This window comes from Arthrobacter sp. AIWTK1, assembly GCF_056680535.1.
Genome location: NZ_CM155287.1, coordinates 4658581 through 4683874 on the forward strand (window position 1 = coordinate 4658581; position 25294 = coordinate 4683874).

Below are 25294 nucleotides of genomic sequence, written 5' to 3' on the forward strand. Positions count from 1 at the left end.
CACCTCGTTTCTGCTTCGTCCCTAGGTATCCTAGAGATACTGTGAATTCCTACGGTACCCAACACAAGGAGCGCCATAAAAATCGCAGTGTACGGTGCCACCGGCATGGTGGGCGGACAGATCGTCAAGGAGTCGCTGCGGCGCGGCCATGACGTTACCGCCATTTCGCGGACGGGCGCAGCGGTGCCGGGCGCCACTGCGTGCCGGGCAGAACTGGCGGACCTGCGCACGTTCAGTAACGTCGCCCAGGACCACGACGCCGTAGTGCTGGCCACGGTGCCCAGCCGGACGGGCGGCGATCATGGCGAATGGCTGGCAGCCATGAAGGCAGCCTTTGCCAGTGCCGGCACCACGCGGCTGCTGGTGGTGGGCGGAGCCGGGGCGCTCGAAATCAATGGAACGCGGCTATGCGATTCCCCCGAGTTTCCCGAACCCTACCGTCCCGAGGCACGCAGCATGGCCGCCGCCTACGATGAAATCCGCTCAGCTCCGGAGACCCTCAACTGGACCATGCTGGCGCCCGCCCCCGTCATGCAGCCGGGAACCCGGAGCGGCAGGTACGTGACAGCGGACAATTCGCCCGCCGGCCGGTCCATCACCACGCAGGACTTCGCCGTCGCCATGCTGGACGAGTTGGAATCACCGTCCCACCCCCGCTCCCGCTTCACGGTCGCAAACCCGGACCTGAACCCGGACGCGGTCCCGTCGGGGTACCCCGTCTCCTGATCCGGAAGGCCTGCCTAAAGCTTCAGTCCGAGAGCGGGCATACGCAATCCGAATATATCTTTCAGGGCATATCTTGCAGCGTGCAACCCGGGCATGCCGGTAACGCCCGGTCCGGGAGGTGTTGACGAGGAGCACAAGTACACGCCTGACAGCGGGGTGCGCCAGGGTACGGGGCTGATCACCGGCCGCTGGATCAGTCCGCGGAGATCCATCAGGCCGGCGGCAAAGTCTCCGCCCACATAGTTCTGGTTGTATTCCGCCAGCCCCGCCGCCGTCGTCACGTGCACCTGGACCACGAGGTCCGGGAACCCGGGTGCGAAGCGTTCCAGCTGGGCCGTCACCGCCTCCGCCATGTCCACCGTTGACCCTGCCGGTACATGGCAGTACGTCCACAGGATGTGCCGCCCTTCCGGTGCCCGGGAATCGTCGAACCGTGACGGCTGGGACACCAGGACATAGGGCCGTTCCGGATGTTTCCCCGCGGCCACCTGGTTTTCCGCTTCGGCCATCTCGGCACGTGTGCCGCCCACGTGGACGGTTCCTGCATCTGCCAGTCCCGCAGCCTCCCACGGAACAGGGCCGGACAGGATGAAATCGACTTTGCAGGCGGCATTTCCAAAGCGGAACGACTCAAGGGAACGGCGGTAACCGGCTGGCAGCCTGTCCCCGGCAAGCCTGAGCAGTGCCGGCGGGGCAATGTCCAGCAGCGTGGCCCTGGCAGGCGGAAGTTCGGCCAGGGATTCGATCCGATGTCCGGTTTCCACCGTGCCCCCGTGGGCCTCGATATCCCGCACCATGGCACTGGCGATGGATGCTGATCCGCCCACGGGAATCGGCCAGCCCTGCGCATGCGCCAGCGTCCCGAGCATCAGACCCGCCCCCGCGGGTGCCAGCGACGGCAGCCGCCCCACGGAATGCGCGGCGACGCCGGTCAGGAGGGCCGGCGCCAGTTCGTCCTTGAATCCGGCGTTCCAGGCCGCTGAGCCCTGCCCGAGGGTCCGCAGGCCGAAGAGCACCGCGGCAAGCGGGTCACGGGGGACCCGCAGGAGCTGGTTGAGCGTGAAGTCGGCAATGCCCTCCACCCGGCGGACCAACGGTGCCATCAGGCGCCGGTAGGCCGGGCCGTCCCGGCCGAGCCCTGCGGCAGTGCGGTCCAGGGAGCGGAAGGCCAGGGCGGCCCGGCCGCCGTCCAGGGGCGATCCGAAGGAAAGCTCCGGAGTAACGAGGTCAATCCGACGGGACAGCTCGAAGGCCTGGAAGAACGGTGAGGCGAGGGCCATCGGCTGGACAGCCGAGCAAATGTCGTGCAGGTGGCCGGGCTGCATCAGCTCCGACGTCCGCAGGCCACCCCCGGGGGTGCCCGCGGCTTCGAATACGTGCACCTTGAGGCCCGCGCGGGCCATGGCCACGGCAGCGGCGAGCCCGTTCGGGCCGGATCCGACGACGGCGACGTCAGGCATCGCTGGCCGCCCGCCGCCAGGGGAGTGTTGAGGCCGCGGGGTCTGCCGGGTTTATTCGCAGCCAGTCCCCAACGCCGTCGAACGGGCCGCCCTGGGGATCGTCCAGCGAGTGGCGGCGGACCACGTCGTAACCCGGGTCCCAGATGTCCCACGCCACGCGGACCATCAAGTAGGCCGTGGCAATCATGTGCAGGGCCACCGCCAGTACGTAATACGGCATATCGATATTGTGCTGCGTCGGGCCGCCGCTGGTCGCCTGTCCCAGGTACATCCACACGGCCGCCCAGTGAAGTCCTTCGATCCCCTGCCAGATGAGGAAGTCGCGCCAGCGCGGACGGGCCAGCGCCAGCAGGGGGATGAGCCAGATGACGAACTGGGGTGAGTACACCTTGTTCGTCAGGATGAATGCCGCAACGATCAGGAACGCCAGCTGCGCCAGCCGGGGCCGGCGCGGTGCTGTGAGGGCCAGGACGGCGATGAGTATGCAGCTGATGAGGAAGAGGTTGAGGGCGAGGGCGTTGATGGCCTCGGACCCCAGCGGCAGCCACTGCAGGCGACCGGCCACCAGGTTGTAGGCGAACCAGGGGGAGCTGTAACCGGCGGGGCGGTCCTCCGTGAACTGGTAGAAGTACTTCCAGCCCGAGGGGTTCATGGCGGCTATGGGGACGTTGACGGCGAGCCAGGCCGCTGCGGCGGCCGCCGCCGTGACGAGCAGCGGACGGATCTTTCCGGTCCTCAGGGCCAGGAGGAGGATCGCGCCGAAGACCAACAACGGATACAGCTTGGTGGCCGTCCCCAGGCCAATGAAGACGCCGGCCAGCACCAGCCGTTTGCGGGAAAAGAAATACATGCCGACGGCGAGCAGGCCCACCGCCCACATGTCCCAGTTGATCACCCCGGCGAGGATTATTCCGGGGGCTACGGCCACCATGGCAGCGTCCCAGGGCCGGCGCCTGCTCATGCGCGCTGTTGCGAGGACCGTGACGATCCAGACGGCGGCGATGAGGGTGGCGTTGACGTCGAAGTAACCGAGGATGCGCGCGTCCGTGGCGCCCTGTCCGGGGACCAGCATGGCCGTCAGCCCGGCGATGATGCCCATCAGGACCGGATATTCGAAGAAACTGCCTTCGCTGAAGAAGGGGAAGGTGCCCTCGCCGAGTCCCCTGTTGCGGAAGAGCTCCGGGAAGTCCGAGTAGCAGGTGGAGTAGAACTGTCCCGGCGACTCCCAGCCGTTTGACCGGCAGTAGTTCTTGACAAGGACGCTTGCCATGGCTGCCATCACGGTAAGGATGATGAGGACGCGTTCCACGGTGAACACTCCGGGTGCGACGATGCCCGGCGCGGTACGCCTCCCCATCGGGCCGCCGATGAGTTCAGTGAAGTTCCTGAGCAGGAGATCGCTACGGCTCGGGATGACCAGGCGCGTTCTCTTTCGGTGCGCCGGCGGCAATGTCTCCTGCATCCCCCGAGCTTACCGTCGCGGTTGCGCTCCGACTGCCCCGGAATGACAGGCGTTCCGAAAGGAAGGACCCGGCTCAGCGGATGACGCCGCCCATCTGGTGCAGTACGACGTAGACGTCTTCACGCTTCTGGTCCAAGAGCTGGCCGTTGAACAGCGTCTGGTCTTTGAGCGCTGGCTGCCAACCCAGGCGCAGAATGCGTCGAAGCCTTTCCATCATGGTTACCTCCTCCCGCGGCGTTGTTCGGCGGCGTCGGACACGATCGGCCTGTGTGGTGGTGCTGGCGGTGATGCTCACGTGGATCCCTTGTTAGTTGGATTGCATCCGAAATTGGGCATGACAATTAGGGTCAGTTAATTGACGGAATTAATGGCGGGAATTAGGGCATAGAAATGCCCGGGTGGATATGTCCCGGAACAAAAAATGCCAGGAGCAATTGGTGGATTTCGCTAGGCGAAGGATGGCCCCCGAATGCAGGTACGCCTCAGTCCCAACAAGAAGCTGGTTCCGAACTATGGGGTGTTGCGCAACCGCATGGGCCCGCGTGGACGGCCGACTGCCGGGCGACTTCCTTGGACAGGAAGCCGGCTACCAGGATGCAGGCCGAAGGGCCGGAGTCTGCAGATTAGGAGGCAGTCAGTCCGTGAAGTGGGCGTTGGAAGCAGCCGGGGCCGGGAACGCGGTGATGGTCATCTTCCATCCGCTAGTCAAAGTAATCATTTCCCAACCTCCTTTTCTGCTATGCCGCTGTTCGGTTGACTGACTGGGCAATTGACCAGCCGAACAACGCGCGCCGATGACCCTGGCAAAACGCTCTAGGGTCAGGAATAAAATTACACTATCCTCCGGGCCTTTGACTACTGAATTCAGAAGATACCCGGAAGTATTTTATAAATCGTCTTTATAGTCCCCAGCGGACTATGGCTGGAGTCTTCTTGTCCCATCCAAGGGTGCAGACCTTCGCTGTACCCAGGATGAAATGGCGGCCTTCGTGCGGGTCCAGCCCCAGCCAGCGCGCCGTCAGGATCCTGGAGAAGTGTCCGTGGGCCACAATGAGGACATTGTCCAGTCCGGATTCCAGCACACGGGCCACTATCTTGTCCGCCCGTGCAGCAACTTCCTCCAGGGCTTCGCCGTTGGGCACGCCGTGGGTCCAGATCAGGTACTCCGGATTGTCCTTGCGGATCAGGTCGGAGCTGATTCCCTCATAATCGCCGTAGTTCCATTCCACTGCGAGCGGTTCCTGTTCGGCATCGGGAAATCCCGCCAGTTCCGCCGTGCGGCGTGCCCTCCGCAACGGTGAGGTCAGCACCAGGTCGAAGTCGACGGCGTCGAGGATCTTGCGTGCCTCGACAGACTGCTGCTCGCCCTCCACCGTCAGGGGCAGGTCGGTGAGTCCGGTGTACTGGCCGCTCTTGGACCATTCGGTCTCGCCGTGCCGCAGGATCCAGAGCTGGGGGCGGGCAGTGCTGTTAAGTGAAACCACTTAGGACTCCTCGGTAGTGGAAAGTTCGACGCCGGCGGCAGGCTGTTGTTCGGCGGCTTCGGGCTGGTCCGCCCACCACTCGCGGAGCCTGGCCTCCGCCACTGCCGGATCGAGCGGGCCGTGCTCCATCCGCTGTTCAAGCAGGAACTTGTAGGCCTTGCCCACCACGGGGCCGGGCTTCAGTCCGAGCAAGGCCATGATCTGGCCGCCGTCCAGGTCGGGCCGGACCGCTTCCAGTGATTCCTGCTCGCGCAGCCCCGCGATGCGCGCCTCAAGGTCGTCATAGGCAAAGGACAGCCGGTCCGCCTTCCGCTGGTTGCGGGTGGTCACATCGGACCTCGTCAGCAGGTGCAGCCGCTCCAGGAGGGGACCTGCGTCCGTAACATAGCGGCGGACCGCCGAGTCGCTCCAGCCGGCCTCTCCGTAACCGTAGAAGCGCATGTGCAGCTCTACCAGCCGGGCAACCGCCTTGATGGTGTCGTTATCGAAGCGGAGGGCCTTCATCCGCTTCTTGGTCAGTTTGGAGCCCACCATGTCGTGGTGTCGGAAACTCACCGCGCCGCCCGGTTCAAAACGGCGCGTAGCCGGCTTGCCGACGTCGTGCATCAGCGCCGCAAACCGCAGGACAAAATCGGGGCCGGGCACGGCGCCGTCGGAATCCGTCTCCAGGGACGCAGCCTGCTCCAGCACCTGCAGCGAGTGCTGGTAGACGTCCTTGTGCCGGTGGTGCTCGTCGGCTTCCAGGCGCAGGGCGGAGACTTCCGGCAGGACGAATTCGGCCAGGCCGGTGTCCACCAGGAGGTCGATGCCCACGCGGGGACGGGCTCCGCAGATGAGTTTCACCAGTTCCTCGCGAATACGCTCCGCGGAAATGATGGTGATCCGTTCCGCCATCTGCGACATTGCCTGCTTCACGTCCGCGCGGACCGACACACCGAGCTGGGAGGCAAAGCGGGCCGCCCGCATCATGCGCAGCGGGTCGTCGGAAAAGGACGTCTCCGGCGCGCCGGGCGTAGCCAGCACGGAGGCGTGGAGGTCGCGGACACCGCCGAAGGGGTCGATCAGCTCCATCGAGGGCAGCCGCAAGGCCATGGCATTGATGGTGAAGTCCCGGCGAAGAAGGTCGTCGGTCAGCGAAGACCCGAAGGCGACCATGGGTTTCCGCGACTCGGGGTCGTACGCTTCGGCGCGGTAGGTGGTGATCTCGATCTGGAAGCCGGACTTCCGCATTCCGATGGTGCCGAATGCCCGTCCGATCTCCCAGAAGTTGTCCGCCCATTTCTTGATCAGCGCGAGGGTCTGGTCCGGGGTGGCGTCCGTGGTGAAGTCAAGATCGGGGGAGGTCCTGCCGAGGAAGAGGTCACGCACAGGGCCGCCCACCAGCGACAATTCATGCCCGGCATCGACGAAGCGCTGCCCGAGCTCCAGGACCACCGGGTCCACCTGGAAATCGACGGTGTGCGGGTCGGACTTTTGATGTGCGTGCGCCATAGTTACTTAAGCTTGTCAGAAAACCACGCCAACAAGCACCAATCGGGGCCGCCTAACCGCGCCGTTACGCCCCCGGTTCCGGAATTCGCGTCACACGCAGTCCACTTTCTTGTCATGTTCCGGTCATCACCAACGGGCAAGAGTCGTTAGAGTGGACTTCATGGCCCATCCCGTACCGAGTGCTCCTGGCAGGAGGACAAACCCACCGTTGCCGTCGGCAATCGGTGCCCATGTCGCGCCCGCCCAGCACCCCGGGCCGGCCTCGCTGCCCACCGTTGAGGAAATCTCCGCCGGCGGCGTCGTCGTTGACACGTCCGACGGCGAGCTGAGGGTTGCGATCATCGCCCGCCTCAACCGCGGCGGACGCCTCGAATGGTGCCTGCCTAAGGGCCACCCGGAGGGCAAGGAAAAGAATGAGGAAGCGGCCGTCCGCGAAATCGCCGAGGAGACCGGCATCAGCGGCGACATCCTGGCCCCGCTCGGGAGCATCGACTACTGGTTCACCGTCAGCGGACACCGCGTCCACAAGACCGTACACCACTACCTGCTCCGGGCCACGGGCGGCGAGCTGACCATCGAAAACGATCCCGACCAGGAAGCCGTGGACGTCGCCTGGGTCCCCATCCAGGAACTCGCCCGCAAGCTGTCCTTTCCGAATGAGCGCCGCATCGCCGACCTCGCCAGAGAAGTCCTGCCGGAACACCTCTGAGGTCCCGTGACTGATTCCATGAAGCGCCGCCCACGTGCCTAACTGCGCACCTTTGAGACGATGAAGGCAATGTCAGCAGCTAATCCAGCTTCCCCCGAATCCGGCTCCGCGGATTCCCAGGCCGAATCCAGGACTGTCCAGCACGGAGAAGCCCGTTCCAGCGCCATCATGGCCGCCGGGACCCTGGTCTCCCGTTTCCTGGGCTTCGGCAAGACGTGGATGCTGGGAGCGGCCCTGGGCCTCGGCTCCACGGTCAATGACACCTTCATCAATGCCAACAACCTGCCAAACCTGATCTTCCTGCTGGTGGCCGGCGGAGTCTTCAACGCCGTTTTAGTGCCCCAGATCATCAAAGCCAGCAAGGCACCGGACAGGGGAGCGGACTACATCAGCCGCCTGCTCACCCTGGCTGTCGTGGTACTTCTCAGCCTGACCCTGCTCGTCACCCTGCTGGCTCCCTGGGTCATTGAGCTGACCACGCAGGGCTATTCTCCCGAACAGAAATCGCTGGCGGTCTCTTTCGCGTTCTGGTGCCTGCCACAGATCTTCTTTTACGGCCTGTATGCCCTCCTGACGCAGGTGTTGAACGCCAACGGGGCATTCGGTCCGGCAATGTGGGCACCGATCCTGAACAACATCGTGGCCATTGCCGGCCTGGGCATGTTCATCTGGATCCTCGGGGCCAACGTCACCAACCCCCACACCCTGGACAACTGGGGACCTACCCAGACGTTCCTCATCGCCGGGTTCTCCACCATCGGCGTGGTGTCCCAGACAGCCATCCTGCTGATTCCGGTGTTCCGGCTCCGTCTTGGGCTCCGTCCGAAATTCGGCTGGCGCGGGGTAGGCCTGGGGCAGGCGGCGAAACTGAGCGTGTGGACGCTCCTCACTGCCGCCGTCGGCCAGCTGGCCTTCCTGTACGTCATGCGCATTGCCACCATTCCGGGTACCGAGCGGCTCCGCCTTGAGCGGGCGGGGGACCCGGCGGCAAGCTTCCTGCCCGGCAACGCCGTGCTGGAGGTGGCCAGCCAGCTGTACCTGCTGCCGCACTCCATCATTGCCCTCTCGCTGGCCACGGTGCTGTTCAACCGGATGACCCGGGCATCCCAGGACGGCGACCGGGCAGGACTCCGGGAGGCGCTGTCCCACGGGCTCCGCACCATGGCGGTGGCCACGGTGTTCGGGGCGTTGGCGCTGTTTGCGCTGGCCGGTCCGCTGGGCATGTTCTTCTCCGGCGGCAAGGTGCAGGACGGCGTGATGCTCGCCCAGACGCTCACCATCCTCGCCCTCAGCACACCGTTCATGAGCGCCAACTTCATGATGTCCAGGGTCTTCTACGCCAATGAGGACGCCCGCACTCCCTTCTACATCCAGTTGGTCCTGGCCATCGTGAATGTGGTTGCGGCCTTCTCCATCCAGTTCCTGCCCTTCGACCGGATCATCTTCGCCATCGCGATCCTCTACACGGGCGGCAATATTCTTTCCGTGATTGTGAGCGCTTTCTTCCTCCGCCGCCTCCTGGGGCACCTGGACGGCCCGCGGATCGCCAATTCGTACATCCGGATGGGGTATGCCGCCTTGGGTTCCGCGCTGGCCGGTGCCGTTGCGCTGTGGCTGATGGGCAGCTACAGCGCGGACGGCTTCGCCTGGAGCGGCAGGATCCAGGCCCTGGTGACCATCGTCGTCGTCGGGCCTGTAATGCTCGTGGCGTACCTCTTCCTGCTGAAGCTGTTCCACGTCACGGAACTTCGCGACCTGCTGCAGCCGCTCCTCGGCCGCCTGGGCCGGGGGGGCGCTTCCGCAGCCGCACCGGCGGAGTCCGCCCCCGGTACACCGGCGGGCACCGGTTCCCAGCCGGAACGGACGACGCCGGAGCGAGCCACCGTTTCGGTGGACACCGGGTTGATCCCGCGGATTTCCGGCGAGTTCGACGCAGCGTCGTTCCGTGCGGGACCGCAGGTTGAGGAACCGGGGGCCCACCCCGACGTGCACCAGGGCTCCACGGGCGAATACCTGCCGGCCGAGGAAGAACCCAACACCGCGCGCGGGAGCTTCATGCGCGACGAAATCCCGCTGCCTGGACGCCGGACGTTCCAAGGCAGGGCCGGCCGCAACCCGTACTTCAGGGGGCGGTCAGAAAGTCGGCGCCGGAAGAAAAGGTGACACCGCCGCGGTTCACCGCGCCTGTCTCACGCGGCCGTAACGCACCATCGGCTAGGATCAGAAGCTAACTAGGGTAGTAGTTACAGACCAGAAATTAACCGGCTAACCGGCGTATCCGCTGTCGCATCATTGAGGCGCGGTTCCCCGGACAGTCTAGGAGGAACCCGTGTCCCACCCGATCGATGTTGGATCAGTGCTCGGCGGCCGCTACAAGGTCACCGCCACCGTATTGACCTCACACGACCATGATCTGGTGCTGGATGGCGTTGACCAGGTCCTCAACCGGCCGGTGAGCATCCTGGTGGCGGGTCCGGACAACGCGGAGCAGGTGGCCCAGAGCGCCCGCGAGGTTGCCACCGGGGAGCGGCCCGGAAATGTGCAGATCCTGGACCTTGGCGTCAGCGACTCCACCACCTACCTGATCACCAACCACACGTCTGCTGCCGATCTCCTGGACCTTGTGGTTGCCTCCAATCCGCCCTATGTTGAGCCCTTCTTTACGGACACCCTGGGTAGCGAAATTTTCGGCCATGCACGGTCCCACGAACCGGAAACATATGACGGCCAATACGACGAAGAAGAGGTTGAAGCCGGCTATATCAACTACGGCAACAACCAGCCGGCCGCCCAGGACCGCAAGCAGTCATCTCCGCCCGTTGTACCTCCTGTAGTTCCGCCCCGCGCCGCACCCGTGCGCCCGGCGTCGGCCCCCTCTGTTGGCTCCGCCGGCCCCGGTGCCGGTGCAGCGGCGCGTCCCGGCGGGGCGAGAGGAAACGGAGTAGGAGCTGCAGCCGCCGCCGGTGCGGCGGGTGCGGCCGGTGCAGCGGGACTTGCTGCCGGAGCGGCCGCTGCGGGCAGGGACTCCAAAAGTCCTTCCACAGCGCCGCAGGCCACCACGCCGCAGCAGGCTGTCCACAACGGCGGGCGGGACACCGAAGCCATCAATACGCAGGCTCCCGCTGCCGAATCCCCCAAAGTGTCCCTGTGGGAAGACAACGACGACGAATACCCCGAGGGGGAGGCCCCCTCAACCGGGCCGGCCAGGACCGCCCGGGAGCGGATGGCAGCCACATTCCCGGCCTTCGCCGGTGGCGGCCGCGGCGACGAAACTGACGAATACTACGACGACGAAGAGCCACCGGAGCGCGAGCCGCGGTCCATGCGCTGGCTCGTGGGTGGGCTGCTGGCCGCCGTCCTCGTGGTGGGTTTGATCTTCGCCGTTTCCAACCTGGGAAGCCTGTTCAAGAGCGAACCCCAGACCAATCCCGCTCCGGGGAACTCCAGCAACACGTCCCAGCCGCAGACCACCGGAGCGCCGACAGCCACCGAGTCCTCAGCTCCCGTGGCGGGTCCGCCAGCCGTCGAAGGAGTCTCCCGGCTGGGCAACTTTGATTTTGCCGCAACGTACGACGGTGACCTTTCCAAGACGTTCGACGGCAACGGGGCCAGTTACTGGTCGGACATGGAGTTCGCCACCGACAACTGGGGCGGTCTTGCTCCTGATGTTTCCCTCGTAGTGAAGCTGAAAAGTCCCTCGAAAGTTTCTTCCATCACGCTCAGCCAGCTCGGCGGCAGCGGCGGCAACATCAGCGTCCTGACGAATGATCGCCCCTCGCTGGAAGGTGCCAAGCAGGTGGGAACCAACAGCTTCACGTCACCGGACCTGACCATGCCGCTTTCCGAGCCGGTCACGGCGCAGTACGTGATCGTGTCCATCAAGAACCTCCCCAAGCTGGCCGCACCGAAGACCCGCTTCGGCTACGGCCTCCGCCTCGCCGAGATCAAGGTTCAGTAGCCCCTGACCCCCGGCAGGAACAGACCCTGGAGGCCCGGTAACACGGTGTCTCCCGCCCCGGCAAGACGGTACCCTGAGTGGTGGCGTCTTGTTGGCCTCCGTCCATGCCCGGAATATTCAGGATCAACAATGGGTTGTGCCATGTGGCCGGCCAGCAAAAGCAGGCGCATCGACAAAGGAAGAGGTTCACCGTTCAGTGAGCAACGCAGAAAACACCGCGTCCCAGGTACGTGATGTCATCATCGTCGGCTCCGGCCCTGCAGGCTACACGGCCGCAGTTTATACGGCGCGAGCCAACCTGAAGCCGCTGCTCCTTGCCGGTTCCGTCACTGCCGGCGGGGAACTGATGAACACCACCGACGTGGAAAACTACCCCGGTTTCCCTGAAGGCATCATGGGTCCTGACCTCATGGAGAACTTCGAAAAGCAGGCCGCCCGCTTCGGCACGGAAATCCAGTTCGAGGACGTCACCGCGTTGGATCTCGACGGCGACATCAAGACGGTCACCATCGCAACGGGGGAGACCTTCCAGTCCCGCGCCGTTATCCTGTCCACCGGATCGGCGTACCGCGAGCTTGGTCTTCCCAATGAAAAGCGACTCTCCGGCCATGGCGTTAGCTGGTGTGCAACCTGCGACGGTTTCTTTTTCAAGGACCAGGACATTGCAGTGATCGGCGGCGGAGACTCAGCCATGGAAGAGGCGCTGTTCCTCACCAAGTTCGCCAAGTCCGTCACCGTGGTGCACCGCCGCGACACGCTCAGGGCGTCCAAGATCATGGCCGACCGTGCCCAGGCCCACGAGAAGATCAACTTTGTCTGGAACACGGCCGTCGAGGATGTCCTCGGCGGAGAGAAGGTCACCGGACTGAAGTTGAAGAACCTCGTTGACGGCACCGAGTCCGAACTCGCCGTAACTGGCGTCTTCGTGGCCATCGGAAACGATCCGCGCACCGACCTCATCAAGGACACTCTGGAACTCACGCCAGAGGGCACCATTGCCGTTGAGGGCCGCAGCTCCAGGACGAGCGTCAAGGGTGTGTTCGCCGCCGGCGACGTTGTGGATCCCACGTACCGCCAGGCCATTACCGCTTCCGGCTCGGGCTGCGTCGCAGCTATCGATGTGGAGCACTACCTCGCAGACTTCCACGCCTAAACAGCGCACTATTGATCCGAAGGGAAACAACAAGGTTATGAGCAACGCAAAAGACGTAACGGACGCAAGCTTCAGCGCGGATGTACTGTCGGCCGACAAGCCGGTCATCGTGGATTTCTGGGCTGAGTGGTGCGGTCCCTGCCGCAAGCTGGGCCCCATCCTGGACGAGATCTCTGTTGAGTACAGCGAGAAGGTCAATGTGGTCAAGGTAAACGTTGACGACAACCCCGCCATCGCAGCCGAGTACGGCATCACCTCCATTCCCGCCGTCTACCTGTTCCAGGGCGGCGAGGTGAAGAACACCGTTATCGGCGCCAAGCCGAAGCAGTTCTTCGAGAAGGAATTTGCGGACGTCCTGTCCTAGCTTTACGACCGCCTAGGCGGTTCACGTGCTAACCGGAGCTCGGGTTAGCTAGAAGCGGTGGCCACCCCTCTCATAAGGAGGGCTGGCCGCCGCTTTTCGTATGTAGTGGCCGGTTGATACTGGGGGTAGACAGTTCGGCTAGCAACAGGGCAGCGAAAGCTGTCCAGACCCAGGCGCCAGCGTCGTTGCTATCCCTGTAAGCAACCTTCCTGGGATGTTTTCCAGTTCTATCTTGTCCCAGTCTGGCCAGGCTTTGAATGGAGTAGTTTCTCTAGCGCGGGGTAGTCCAATCCGCCTTTGGAATCACCGGGCCGCGTCCGGACCGGGACGTAACGGGGATGTGATGGGCGCTGGCATGACGCTGTGCGCGGCGGGAAAACGCTGGTTGCGGGCAACGGGCAACGCGGGCGACAACGTGACCCGTACGGCTGGCACCGGCTACTCGCTTACTGCCTGGATAGGCTGTTGCAGCCCCCGGGCGAGCGGTTCCCGGCGCCAAGGTGCGGGCTGGTTCCTTTCCCCACCGTGTAGAGCCCAATGAGGGGAGCGGTGCCGCAAAACGGGATGCAGCAGGATGAAGCGGCCGCGTGTCCCTTAGCGCCATCTCCTTGGCTGCAGCCAGGTCGCTTCAGGAGCTCATCGCGGCCGGTGCCGACTTGAGGGTGTTAATCATTCGCCTGTGCCTCTTTGTTTCACGTGAAACGTCGGACCAGCCACCCCGTTAGCAAAGGCGCGCCCTGCGGATCGTCCGCGACCACGGACTAACCCCAAAGACAACAGACCTCAATTGATCCCTTCCTGCAGGGCTGCAGGACGTGCAGAGATCCACTCTGGGAAGGACCATGAGGGGGCGAGGGAACGGGATCGTGGCATTTCCGTGGCGCTCTTGTGAGTGTTCTTCCCTCCCATGTTTCACGTGAAAAGTCCTCAAGGTGGGAAGGGATTGCGCTCCAAATACGGCTAAAACACATCACTCGTGCCGTATTCAGTCCATAAATTGGAGCCCGTCCTTAGCTGTATCTCCATCTGTGCGAAGACGCAGAAACCGCGATGGCGGCACAACAACGAGCATTGCGAGTCGAACAGCCCAATCCTCCCTGCGGTGATGGCTTGTCTTATTGCCCACAGATTGACGCAGGACGTTCTCGCAGCCGGCTAACGTCCGGGCAATCTTCTCACCAGTCAAAGTAACCAGGACCCACACACAACCAGATACGTCTGTAGACCTTGCCCCTCATGACGCATGCGCCAAGGGGATGCCTCTCCGAACCACAAGTCGCGATCCGGGCCTGCCGGTATCCGTTCGTGTCGGTATCCGAGCCTGCCCGTAGCCCTTCGGGACGCTCGCGAGTGGTTCCGGTAGTGATCTAGCAACGACTCTTCCTGTACTCACCCTCAAGCGCACCGGGCCTCCAGATGACGCCCCTCGTGGACTCGGCCTCAGTCCACGCGAACACCCAGTCTAAATATAGGATCCTGGAGTACGCGCGGACTTCTGGTCTGGTTGACTGTGTAGCCCGCGAGTCCACAAGCTCACCTGATCGCTAGCCCCTAGGGGGAGTGGCGAACACTCCAACAATTCTGCATGAACGATCCTTCGATGTCCTTCTTGGAGACTCGAAGGGTCACCCTGCACTGCCGTGTTTCACGTGAAACATCGCACGATGGATTGCTCGCTCCGTGAGGAGCATGGCAGCCTCTAAGGGGTGCCCCAGCAGGAGTTATCTCCTTCGTTCGAAACACCCCACGAATCCTCGCCTAGTATCCGTCTGACCAATCTTCTTACGCCGGTGGATCAGATCACAGAGAAGAGCCGAAATGTCTGCCGGACCAGTACGTCGATGACTGCGCCCGTCCATGTACCTCATATTGAAAGTCTTCACCGGCCGCCCCATCTACGCCGGCAGAATGAGGGAAACAGCATAAGCCCTCCAATCAGAAGAATTGGCTTGGCATCCCCGCGGGACCGGATTCGATGACTGCCAGCGAAGTCCGCCCCCATGCATGACAGATCTGGACGCCCCGAGGAGATGGCCCAAGTCCGGCACATCAGCTTGGCTCCGGTTCCCCGCATTCCATCCGTTCAATGACTAGCAGAAGTGACGGGCCGTCACCGGGGACCACCGCGTCCCTTCAGAGGAAAGCCTCTACGAGTCCTGCTGCCAAGTGGACCTCTAGCCAGCTTTGAGTCACCGACACTAGACGACTCACGCCGCAGACTCCTGTATACGTTTCACGTGAAACATCGGCGATGCGTCCCATAATGACCGCTCCATCAGGACCCGGAACCAACCGAGAGGAGGTGCCTGCACGTCCACCCGTCGCGTACTCCAGCAGCGTAGGAACTGCTCCTGCCGCCTATGCCGTCACAGCATCGCAGCAGCAAGGTTCGACAAGGGGTCGACGACAAGTTCCCGTCGAGATCTTTCGTAACTGCTACCTGGGAGCCGACACTTAGTTATTTGTGCTCTCCCAGCCCCCGCCCGTAGGAATATGCGCCTCCGGCAACACACGAGTACCAAAGGCGGACCAAGCAGCACATAGAGCTTCTTGACACCAGCCGGAAATAGCAACTCCATCCCTCGGCCCACACGTCACCACGGCAACCACCTGCGGTACTTCCAGTGATAACCGCGAGGCACCGCCCTCAGTGCTTGGCACCAAGCATGCCCCTGTTTCCTGGCACAAGTCCGATCATGGATCATGCGCTCATCGATGCCCAGAGGCATGTCGCCAGGCACGTGAGCGGCTGACTACCCCTCTGTCACCGAGGTATCTACGACCAACGCTCAAGCGAGAGGGCTGGCACAATGCAGTACGGGCCAGCCTGCGAAGAGGGCTCAGCCGCAGTGCTGGTCCTGTGCGAACTCACCCAACCAGTCGCTTTGCAACCAACCCTGGGGGTGACCTCCCGGACACTGTGCCAATGAATCTACGTCACCAGATAAACGCCCTATGCGCCGCCCAGCAGCAGCCGCTCCTGACGATCCGGGATGTGCCGGCCGATCATCGGGACGGCTGGCACAACGGTGAACCCAAACCCGTCATATGGCTAGTCTGTCTAACCGACAGCAATCTTTGGCGAGCCCCAAAAGAATACCGGCCGACGGCGGAGTGAGAAAGCCGGACTGGCATCAAGGTGGATCCACAGTCCCTAAATTCTAGCCAGGCCGGGGGGAGATTCCACGAAGAAATAGCCCGCCGCGCTAACGACCATCCAACTAGCAGCGGAGCAAACTCCAGAGGTACAAGAGCGTCTCCCAGATCGCGCGCCGGTGATCTGCCCCTCGGACTAGGGAACTTTGCGACGAGGCCAGCGCCCCAAAAATAGGCGAGATCTCCGTGCCGTCGTAAAAGGAAGGTTGGACCGGAGTGTCCTGCATGGTCCGAAAAAGGAACACCAGACGGGCAGTTCGTTTCGTCCTCCTTGCCTGGCTCGGCCACGGTTGTCCCCATCCGTTGACCATTTCTCCACAGAAGTTTTCCACAGGCTTGTCCACAGCCGTAGTCGATATCTGGACTTCGTGATTTTGAACATATTCTCCGCGCCCGACCGCACCGGTCGTTATGTGGCGCGTGTCACTTACTGCGGACCAAGTGAAGGATGCCTTCTGAACCCTCTGGGCATTGCTCCAATGGGTGCTTTTTGGTGTATTTCGGGCCAATTTGCCTGATTGTGCCCCCGTTATGGGACAGGGGACAGATATCTGCAATGTTTCACGTGAAACAAACCCTCGCGGCCAATTGAGAGCGTCACTACTTAGGATGGTGCCGCGGTCTCAATCCACACCAAGGACTCAGTCGCCCCGAGCTTGTCCACAAAGTTATCCACAGCGATATCCACCTTGTTATGCACTCCTTATCCACGGATCCACACCGCACCCGATGCCGCGACCCCAAGCCCCAAGCGTCGGCGAGAGGGTGACTCCAAGCCACGATAGGGGACTCCCCGAAGTGGACGCCGCCAGTTCCAACTACGGAAAGCGAAGACTTTGCGACCATCGACTATGCGGAGTGGCGACAGCTGCACCTGACGCGAACCAACCTGCCCGCTCTGCACTCTGCCGAACACCATCTCCCGGTCCTCTCTGGAAGGCCAGCGGGTAGACCGCCGGGTCGTTGGCGGTTGTGAATCAGCGGAGAGCATCTGCCACGAAGCCCCCTATGCACGTGGCCCCTGCCTGCGTAGGGCTGAGGACTCAGCTGTCAGCCGGCATATGCGCCAGAGTGCGTTTGCCTGGGCCGTTGGATCTCCAGCTGGATGGGCTCTTGCTGCATCTCCTGGTCCGTTCGAGCTGACGCCGTGCCGTCTGAGGAACTCACGACATTTGAGCCCAGCGTGCTGTTGAGTCCCAAACAGACGACAGTAATCGCCACTCAGGTTGTAATAGTATCTGGCTTCTTACCCTGGTGGCTCAGCTACCCAAACCACGTCAGGCCCCCGGGTACGCGAGAAGAGACCGATGGGTGCCTACACTGTAGAAACAGCAAACGACTGATGCGCATGTTCCGGCACTCTGTAGAACCGATCGAAAACCACACCAAGGGGGAGTCAAAGAGCCCCGCGAAAGCGGAACTGGCTACGGAGCGGTGGTCACGGATGTCGCGCAACCTCACGGATGCCCAAGGCCACATCCCGATGCGTTCCAGTTACTACACATGTCCACTCATCCGGGGGATCCATTCGTCCGGAGGCCCCACCGGTATCCACGGCCTCATGGCCGGAACGCTGTATGTCGGTCTTTCCTCAAGAACTGCACCTATCCACCGACCGGCGAATGAGGCAGCTGATCAAGCTGCCTCCCGTCTGGTGACGCTCCACCGAACGAGCGTATCGCAAGGGGTCGTGAGCCTATCCATGATGATCCAAAAATATGACTTTATCTAACCAAACATCACTTGGTTTCACGTGAAACATTGGCGGCTCGTTCCCGGGTGCGACGGGACCTCATCCGGACACGTGTCTGTCTACCGGGGGGAACGACCCGCTCAGGGGAGAAGCAAAAGAGCACCGGTCGGTGGCCTGCACTCACTGGCTGCGCTTGATGAGTGCAGCACCGTCGATATCTGGCCTGTACCGATGATCCTGCTCGGGTCAATTTCTGTGCCGATGAGCACAGGCCAGAAGCACGGGGACGGGCGGCCCCGAAACTCCGACTCGCACTGAACGGTGGTTCCGCATGAAGCCAGCCGGGTGAGAGGAGACCAGCAACCACCGCGTCCCTGCGCTACCGCGCTGCGGTGCTGAAGGTGAAAGCGATGTTCAATGCCTCAACCAGGCGATCGCGTAAGGGCACCCCAGCCGAGCCACGAGCCGGTTAACAGGATCGCGCAGAGCGACGGGACACTCCGCTATGACCCACCACTCGGCCCACGTGCGGTAGTTTCACGTGAAACATCCCGTGAGCCAGCCCGGTACTGGCAGCCTGATACTGGCGCTGCCAGCGAGGGCTTCTTACGGGCAACGATTGAGCCGCCGGACATTTGGGGGATCCCGTCGTACAAAAGCGACGGGGGATTGGCGCGACATTCGTAGCCGGGCGCACAAAGTCAACCCGCCTCATCAAGATGGACCGAACCGCCCAACCACAACCAGCTCATCCTCGACAGGTTGGGGCGGAGGCCACCACCCGAAGAGCAATCGACGACCGGAGTGCAGTAGTTCAACTCGACCCAGCCAAGAAACACCTGGCTGAGCATCAAGAATGCCACGCAGTTTGGCACTGTATCCGCTCCCTGCCGATGAACGTGGACTATACGGGATCAAATTAAGTGCCCCGTGGCGGCTGGATCGACAAAGGACGACCGTTTAGGCCGAACCGAGAAGCCATAGGGTGCAAATGCTCCACCATAGTGGATTCCGCACGGTGAACGGTGAAGCTATCCCATCTCCGCCCTCTAGGTCACGCCGCCGACAACAGGCACGCATTCGGCCCGTCGGCATAGTGGGTACCACGCAAACAGGAACCCGCACAGGCTACAGACCACCCTCGCTGGCACCGAGGGGGACGTCCATTACACCACGCCCCTAAGGGGCCCAACCGCAATCCAGGGGCCCATCCGTGCGCTAGTGGCCCAACCCCGCCCCAGGGGCCACGTCAACGCCCCACGGCCCTTGTACCGTGTGCGAGGGAGCGTCTGCGAGGGAGCCCGCGCGGCGCCTCCGAATGATCCGAAAACTATGCATAAACGGCCTGAACACAATCCCTTTCACCACCAAGTCACACCAAGTCAGCGGATGGGCCGGACGCAGGGTCCCCCAAACTCACGTCCCATACGATTATGTCTTGCGGGAAGAGTCCCGATGCCCAAGACGAGGGTCGTAACACCCGTAAGGAGTGCATAGCTGTCTGGACACAACAAAGGGGGCCTGTTTCACGTGAAACAAGCCCCCTCGTTCTGCTAAATATCTAGTTCTCAGAACCGGGCGTCAAAACTTCCATGATCCGGTTCAGGTCCTCAACGCTGGCGAACTCGATACTGACGCGGCCCTTCCTGGCACCAAGAGAGATCTTTACGTTGGTATCGAGCCGATCCGACAGGGACGACGCGAGGTAATCCAGGCGCTCGTGACGAGCACCTGGGCGGGGAACGTTGCTCTTGGCCTGCGTGCCCGGGCTCTGGTAAAGCGTGACGGCTTCTTCGGTTGCACGAACCGACATTCCCTCAGCCACGATCTTCTGCGCCAGGCGTTCCATTGCCGCTGCATCGGGCAGAGCAAGCAGGGCGCGAGCGTGGCCAGCGGACAAAACGCTCGCGGCAACGCGCCGCTGCACCAACGGCGGCAGCTTGAGTAGCCGGAGCGTGTTCGACACCTGGGGCCGCGACCGACCGATGCGGTCGGCAAGCTGTTCATGCGTTGTACCGAAATCCTCGAGCAGCTGCTGGTACGCGGCCGCTTCTTCCAGAGGGTTTAGCTGGCTGCGGTGAAGGTTTTCGAGAAGGGCGTCCCGAAGGAGGTCATCATCAGTGGTGTCCCTGACGATTGCAGGGATGGTTTCCAGCCCCGCGGCCTGTACTGCCCGCCAGCGGCGTTCACCCATAACAAGCTCAAAGGGTTCGCCACCCTTTTCGGTTGAGGTACGCACCACAATTGGCTGGAGGACGCCTATTTCACGGACAGAGTGAACGAGCTCCGCCATGTCGTCTTCATCGAAGACGGAACGAGGCTGTTTGCGGTTAGGGTGGATGTCACCAACTGGGATTTCCGCAAACCGGACGCCAGGGACTTCCACCAGTTCCGGTCCGGCGTCGGAGGCTCCCGCTGCTGATGCAGAAACGTCGGGGCGCTCCTCGGACGACTCAGTGGCTGTCTGCTTGGCAGCCGACTTGGCCGCAGGCTTCCGGGTCGGAGCCTTGGGCTCCGACGGCGTGGTAGCGCTGGCGGACTTCCTGGGTGCCGGTGCTGCCGGAGGAGCTGTGTCCTCCTCGAGGGGAATGGCGGGGACTGCGGTAGCGGTCTTCCGGGCCTCAGGAAAGAACAGGTCCACTGGGCGTGAAGGCGCTGCGCCGTTTCCGGATGCGTTAGCCGGAGCGGAACTTGGAATGAGTGCGCCAAGACCGCGGCCGAGGCCGCGTCGCTTATCGCTCATGGATAAATCCCTCCAATGGAAGAGCCCGGCAGATCCGGCTCTGGCTAGTGCAATTGTTGAAAATTCTAACGTTCAGCGATTTCCGCTGCGGCTTCCAGATAGGAGAGTGCACCGCTGGAGGACGGATCGTAAGTCATCACAGTCTGCTGGTAACTGGGTGCTTCCGAGATTCTGACCGACCGTGGTACCACGGCACCGAGAACCTGTTCCGGGAAGTGTTGACGGACCTCTGCAGCCACCTGCGCGGCAAGGTTTGTACGACCGTCGTACATGGTGAGGAGAATGGTGGAGACTACCAGCTCGGCATTGAGGTGCTTCTGGATCATCTCGATGTTCTTCAGGAGCTGGCTGAGACCTTCCAGGGCGTAGTACTCGCACTGGATGGGAATCAGGACCTCGCTGGCGGCGCAGAAGGCATTGACCGTCAGGAGGCCCAGGCTCGGCGGGCAGTCAATGAAGATGTAATCGAGACGCGCCTCGCCGGCCTTCTGGCGTTCCTTGGCATAGACGTCAATCGCGCGGCGGAGGCGCTGTTCCCTGGCAACCAGGGAGACCAGCTCGATTTCCGCGCCTGCCAGATGGATCGTGGCGGGGGCACAAATCAGGTTTGCAATGTCCGGGCACTGGGCCACAACGTCCTTGAGGGGCACGTCGTTAATCAGGACGTCATAGATGCTGTCAACATCCGCGTGGTGTTCGATGCCAAGGGCCGTTGAGGCGTTGCCCTGGGGATCAATGTCAATGACCAGGACGTTCAGCCCGGCAGCAGCGAGTGCGGCTGCAATGTTGACCGTCGTGGTTGTTTTGCCGACCCCGCCCTTTTGGTTCGAGACGGTGAAGACCCGGGTCTTCTCCGGCTTCGGAAGCTGGCGGCCGATCAACCGTTCGCGGCGTTTGTTTTCGTGGGCCAGTTCGCGGGCGATCGGGCTCGAGTCGTCGATAGAGTCCATGATGTTCCCGCTGGCCGCTCCGGCAGTTTCACGTGAAACCGCGGCGGACTTGGAACGATTTGCAACCGAATTCAGATGATTCCACGAGTCAGTCGGCGCAATTGAGGGCGCGACCATAGCCCGCGCGGACCCCAGGGACACGAACGGGGGGATCCGCTGTGTGGAGGCTTCGCTACTGGTCACTGTGACACACTCACTCTCATTCGGCTTTTTCTGCCGTTCACTAGCCTAACCGCTTCCCCCAAAAGTCCCGCGGCACCGGGCCAGCGGCTAGGCAATCTTTTGCGACTTATTAACGATGATTCGGACTACTGTGGTGGGCTCCTCGAGGAGGTCTTCTCCGACTACCACCACAGATGTCTGAACGCCGCCGAGCTTGCGGATGGCTTTGGCAGCCTTCTCAATCTCTTCTCCGGCGCTGCGTCCCTTGATGGCCACCACCTCGCCCTTGCCCGAGAGCAGGGGGATGGTCAACCCGGCCAGGTTGGACAATGCGGACACCGCGCGGGCAGTGACGACATCGGCATTCACCATACCTACGGCAAGTTCAGCACGGGTTCGCATCACCGTGACATTGGTCAGGCCGAGGTCGTCCACAACCTCCTGCAGCCAGATCACGCGACGTTCCAGCGGCTCAATCAGCGTCAGTTCCAGGTCAGGGCGTGCAATTGCCAGGCACAGACCCGGCAGCCCGGCACCACTTCCAACGTCCGCAACGTGGCTGCCCTGGGCAATCTCACGCTCGATGACGGCGCAGTTCAAGACGTGGCGGCTCCAAAGCCTCGGCACTTCGCGGGGTCCGATCAGACCGCGCTCGGTGCCCGATGTGGCCAGGTGTTCGACGTAGCGCTTGGCCAGTTCCAGGCGATCACCAAAGATCGCCTCGGCCGCCTTGAGCTCCGCGGCAGTAATGTCAACCATTGTCGGCGTCCCGGCGTCTTCAGTCTGCGGAAACAACGATGTGCCTCCCGGCACCTTCGCCTTCGGATTCGCTGACGAACCCCAGATCGGCCACAGCGTCGTGGACAATCTTCCGTTCGTACGCACTCATCGGTTCCAGCGCCACGGCGTTGCCGGACTCCTTCACGGAGGCGACTGCATCCTCAGCGATCTTCTGCAGGTGCCCTGCACGCTCCTGGCGGTATCCGTTGATGTCCAGGACCAGGCGGGAGCGGTTCTCGGTGGCGGACAGTACCGACAGGCGGGTCAGCTCCTGCAGGGCCTCCAGCACTTCACCGTCGCGGCCAACAAGGCTTTCGAGCCCGGCTGACTCTTCCTCGGTCACAATGGAAATGTAGGTCCGTCCGTTCCGGACCTCGATGTCGATGTCGCCGTCGATGTCGGCGATGTCCAGCAGTTCCTCGAGGTAGTCTGCTGCGACGTCGCCTTCTTCTTCCAGCCGGCTTGCAGAGGAACCCTTGCCAGCATCCTGGATCTCGTCCTGGGCGTCGTCCTGGTCTTCAATGGCCTCGGCGGAAACGGCGTTTTCGGTGCTATCGACAGACATTACTTTTTCTTCCTGTTCTTGCGTTGTGGCTGGATGCGCTGGCTCTTGGCCTCGGCAACCGCGGCGGCAGCGGCAGCTTCAGCCTCGACGTCGGCCTTCTTGCCTCCCAGGATGGGCAGGGCCGGAAGGCCCTTGGCGGCACGGCGCTCGGCGAGGGCCTTGGCGGCGGGGGATCCCGGCGTCGGCATGCGGCGGATGACGAAGAACTGCTGTCCCATGGTCCAGAGGTTGGTGGTGGTCCAGTAGATGAGGACACCGATGGGGAAGTTGATGCCACCCACGCCAAAGACAATCGGCAGGATGTAGAGCATCATCTTCTGCTGGCGCATGAACGGGCTGGCCATGGCCTCTTCGGACATGTTCTTGGCCATGATCTGCTTCTGCGTGATGAACTGCGACGCCGTCATGGCAAGGATCATCACGATCGAGAGGATCCAGACGGCGGTCTGGTTGCCCGCGCCGCCGTGCAGGAGGGAAGCCGAAAGCGTGGCCCCGAAGATGCTGGAATCGTCGAACTGCACAACCTGCTCGTGGCTCATCGCCCCGATACCGGCGCCCTTGGTACGGGCCGCGGTGATTCCCGAAAGAACCTGGAACAGTGCGAAGAAGAAGGGCATCTGGATCAGCATGGGCAGGCATGCCGAGAACGGGTTGGTCCCGTGCTTCTTGTACATCGCCATCTGTTCCTGCGCCATGGCCTGGCGGGACAGCTGGTCTGTCTTGCCCTTGTACTTGTCCTGCAGCTTCTTCAGGTCCGGCTGCAGGAGCTGCATGCCGCGCTGGGCCTTGATCTGCTTGACGAACACGGGGATCAGGGCGGCACGGATCACCAGCACCAGCCCGATGATGGACAGCGTCCACGTCCAGCCGTTGGCAGCCGGCAGGCCAATGGCACTCAGGCCTTCGTGGAAGCCCACCATGATGACTGACACCAGCCACTTGAACGGAAACATGATTGTTTCAAAGAAGTCCATACGATATCCCTATTCGTTAGGCCGCAGAGCGGCCTTCTCCATCAGACTGTGCAGCCAGGTACTTGTCCGGGTTGTTCAGTACAACAATTGTGGGGGTCTGGCTTTCAGGCCAGTGGCGGTGGCCGGCGGGGACGTGGTCCACACCACCGGCGTTCCAAGGATGGCAGCGCAGCAGGCGCCGGGCCGCGAGCCAGCTTCCCTTCACGGCACCGTGCACCGTGATTGCTTCAAGGGCGTACGCCGAGCACGAAGGAAAGAAGCGGCAGACCTGTCCGTACAAGGGCGAAATCACCTTGCGGTAGGTCATCAGCAGAAGAATAAGAAAGTTGCGGGGCAGGTCCCAGAGCGTCCTGCCAACGAGGACCGCTGTTGGTTTTAGGAAGCGGACGACGGCGGCAATGGAGTTACGCACGCGGTGTCCCTTCCTGTGTTGTTTCCCGTGAAACCGCTGACGCGGCCCGAGGAAGGCGGCCGCCCAGCCGTTTCATGGTCGTTTCCAGAGCGGCGTTGTAGTCTGCCAGCAGTTGGTTCCAGCTGGCAGACGCGGCCGCAGGCAGTGCCCGGACCACAATGGCGAACCCGGTACCGTATTCCTGCAACGACAAAGCGCCGGCTTCCCTCAGTCTCCTCTTAACGAGGTTCCTGACAACAGCGTTCCCAACACTCTTGGAAACGATGAATCCGATCCGGCTTGGTTCGTCAGCAGCAATAGCTACCGTATATAACACTACGTTCCGGCGTCCATTGCGGACGCCGGAACGTACAGTTGTTGAAAAATCGGTTGGGGTCCTCAGACGGTTCCTGGTGGCTAGCACCGTTAAACTCGCAAAGGGATGTTGACCGACGAGTCAGTGTATTTAGGCCGACAGTTCGGTGCGGCCCTTGCCACGACGGGCTGCCAGGATGGCACGGCCGGCACGGGTACGCATACGAAGGCGGAAGCCGTGCTTCTTGGCTCGACGGCGGTTATTCGGCTGAAAAGTCCGCTTGCTCACGTTAGTTACTCCAGTGGATCAAAGGTGCGCCCACCCGATCAAAAAGGGGAAGAACTGGCCGACGCTAAGTTTTGTATGTGCACACGCTGCCCTCGGCTCGTAGGACGCAGAACGTCAGAGAGATTCAAATGAGGTCGAAAAGCGGACACAAAGGACTTCACAACGTTAGGCCAAAAAGCGTCGCGTAGTCAAACCGGGTGGGTCTTCACCACCCTCCGGCCGTTGTGGTTAACCTCTGCCCACAGCCTGTGGATGAAGTGCCTCACAAGGCGCGATTTCGAACCACAACGGTGTAATTATCCACAAGCCTGTACCCAGCTATCTTCTAGGCTTTTCATCCCCTAGAGTGGCTCAGTAGCCGATTATCCACGCTCTGTGCATAACCCTGTGGATTAAGCCGGAACCAGACCCCTGGTTCAGGACTTGTGGCTGCAGGTAATGCAGGCAAGCAAGTTTGAGGAACTGATTG

Annotated in this window: 19 protein-coding genes; 6 read left to right on the top strand and 13 right to left on the bottom strand. The window is 62.3% G+C overall.

Features of this window, described 5'->3' with window-relative positions; translation table 11 throughout:
* The first annotated feature begins 75 nt into the window (after positions 1–75).
* Entirely contained in the window at positions 76–726 is a 651-nt protein-coding gene (locus AC1MDG_RS21385) for an NAD(P)-dependent oxidoreductase (RefSeq protein ID WP_479809158.1), read from the top strand.
* A gap of 14 nt (positions 727–740) precedes the next feature.
* Here AC1MDG_RS21385 and AC1MDG_RS21390 read toward each other — a convergent pair whose 3' ends face one another.
* The 5 genes from AC1MDG_RS21390 to AC1MDG_RS21410 all read right to left on the bottom strand — a co-directional run bounded on the left by AC1MDG_RS21390 (position 741) and on the right by AC1MDG_RS21410 (position 6623).
* Positions 741–2186: a phytoene desaturase family protein gene (locus AC1MDG_RS21390; protein WP_479806732.1), complete on the bottom strand. Its 1446-nt coding sequence runs from the start codon at positions 2184–2186 to the stop codon at positions 741–743.
* Complete coding sequence (locus AC1MDG_RS21395) at positions 2179–3648, bottom strand: glycosyltransferase family 87 protein (protein WP_479806733.1); 1470 nt, start codon at positions 3646–3648, stop codon at positions 2179–2181. Before AC1MDG_RS21395 ends, AC1MDG_RS21390 begins: the two co-directional genes overlap by 8 nt.
* Positions 3649–3721: 73 nt before the next feature.
* Entirely contained in the window at positions 3722–3943 is a 222-nt protein-coding gene (locus tag AC1MDG_RS21400; RefSeq protein WP_479806734.1) for a hypothetical protein, read from the bottom strand.
* 604 nt (positions 3944–4547) lie between these two features.
* A complete protein-coding gene (locus AC1MDG_RS21405) occupies positions 4548–5132 on the bottom strand; it encodes a histidine phosphatase family protein (RefSeq protein ID WP_043479767.1) in 585 nt (194 codons plus the stop codon).
* On the bottom strand, positions 5133–6623 hold the full coding sequence (locus tag AC1MDG_RS21410; protein WP_479806735.1) for a CCA tRNA nucleotidyltransferase: 1491 nt from the start codon (positions 6621–6623) through the stop codon (positions 5133–5135). It abuts the gene before it with no gap.
* A gap of 208 nt (positions 6624–6831) precedes the next feature.
* Between AC1MDG_RS21410 and AC1MDG_RS21415 the strand changes: the two genes are divergently transcribed.
* The 5 genes from AC1MDG_RS21415 to trxA all read left to right on the top strand — a co-directional run bounded on the left by AC1MDG_RS21415 (position 6832) and on the right by trxA (position 12807).
* A complete protein-coding gene (locus tag AC1MDG_RS21415) occupies positions 6832–7332 on the top strand; it encodes an NUDIX hydrolase (RefSeq protein ID WP_043430153.1) in 501 nt (166 codons plus the stop codon).
* 69 nt (positions 7333–7401) lie between these two features.
* Positions 7402–9495 (top strand): murein biosynthesis integral membrane protein MurJ, encoded by a 2094-nt coding sequence (gene murJ / locus AC1MDG_RS21420; RefSeq protein WP_479806736.1) that lies wholly within the window; start codon positions 7402–7404, stop codon positions 9493–9495.
* A 166-nt stretch (positions 9496–9661) separates the two neighbouring features.
* Positions 9662–11290: an ABC transporter substrate-binding protein gene (locus tag AC1MDG_RS21425; protein WP_479806737.1), complete on the top strand. Its 1629-nt coding sequence runs from the start codon at positions 9662–9664 to the stop codon at positions 11288–11290.
* A gap of 196 nt (positions 11291–11486) precedes the next feature.
* Entirely contained in the window at positions 11487–12443 is a 957-nt protein-coding gene (gene trxB, locus AC1MDG_RS21430; protein WP_043479775.1) for a thioredoxin-disulfide reductase, read from the top strand.
* 37 nt (positions 12444–12480) lie between these two features.
* Positions 12481–12807 carry a thioredoxin gene (gene trxA / locus AC1MDG_RS21435; protein ID WP_043479779.1) on the top strand — a complete coding sequence of 109 codons (327 nt, stop codon included), beginning with the start codon at positions 12481–12483 and terminating at the stop codon, positions 12805–12807.
* A 6410-nt stretch (positions 12808–19217) separates the two neighbouring features.
* On the opposite strand, the gene AC1MDG_RS21440 is transcribed toward trxA, so the two are convergent.
* From AC1MDG_RS21440 to rpmH, 8 genes are all read right to left on the bottom strand, one after another.
* Entirely contained in the window at positions 19218–20399 is a 1182-nt protein-coding gene (locus AC1MDG_RS21440) for a ParB/RepB/Spo0J family partition protein (RefSeq protein ID WP_479806738.1), read from the bottom strand.
* 65 nt (positions 20400–20464) lie between these two features.
* Positions 20465–21532, bottom strand: coding sequence for a ParA family protein (locus AC1MDG_RS21445; protein WP_479806739.1), 1068 nt, complete (start codon positions 21530–21532; stop codon positions 20465–20467).
* Between the two features lie 87 nt (positions 21533–21619).
* Positions 21620–22270 (bottom strand): 16S rRNA (guanine(527)-N(7))-methyltransferase RsmG, encoded by a 651-nt coding sequence (gene rsmG, locus AC1MDG_RS21450; RefSeq protein WP_479806740.1) that lies wholly within the window; start codon positions 22268–22270, stop codon positions 21620–21622.
* A 19-nt stretch (positions 22271–22289) separates the two neighbouring features.
* On the bottom strand, positions 22290–22856 hold the full coding sequence (locus AC1MDG_RS21455; protein ID WP_479806741.1) for a Jag family protein: 567 nt from the start codon (positions 22854–22856) through the stop codon (positions 22290–22292).
* A complete protein-coding gene (gene yidC / locus AC1MDG_RS21460) occupies positions 22856–23830 on the bottom strand; it encodes a membrane protein insertase YidC (protein WP_043479786.1) in 975 nt (324 codons plus the stop codon). The genes AC1MDG_RS21455 and yidC overlap by 1 nt, the downstream gene beginning before the upstream one ends.
* A gap of 16 nt (positions 23831–23846) precedes the next feature.
* Entirely contained in the window at positions 23847–24242 is a 396-nt protein-coding gene (gene yidD / locus AC1MDG_RS21465) for a membrane protein insertion efficiency factor YidD (RefSeq protein WP_479806742.1), read from the bottom strand.
* A complete protein-coding gene (gene rnpA, locus AC1MDG_RS21470; protein ID WP_479806743.1) occupies positions 24235–24645 on the bottom strand; it encodes a ribonuclease P protein component in 411 nt (136 codons plus the stop codon). The genes yidD and rnpA overlap by 8 nt, the downstream gene beginning before the upstream one ends.
* Before the next feature lie 42 nt (positions 24646–24687).
* Complete coding sequence (gene rpmH, locus AC1MDG_RS21475; protein ID WP_003800212.1) at positions 24688–24825, bottom strand: 50S ribosomal protein L34; 138 nt, start codon at positions 24823–24825, stop codon at positions 24688–24690.
* Between the last annotated feature and the right edge of the window lie 469 nt (positions 24826–25294).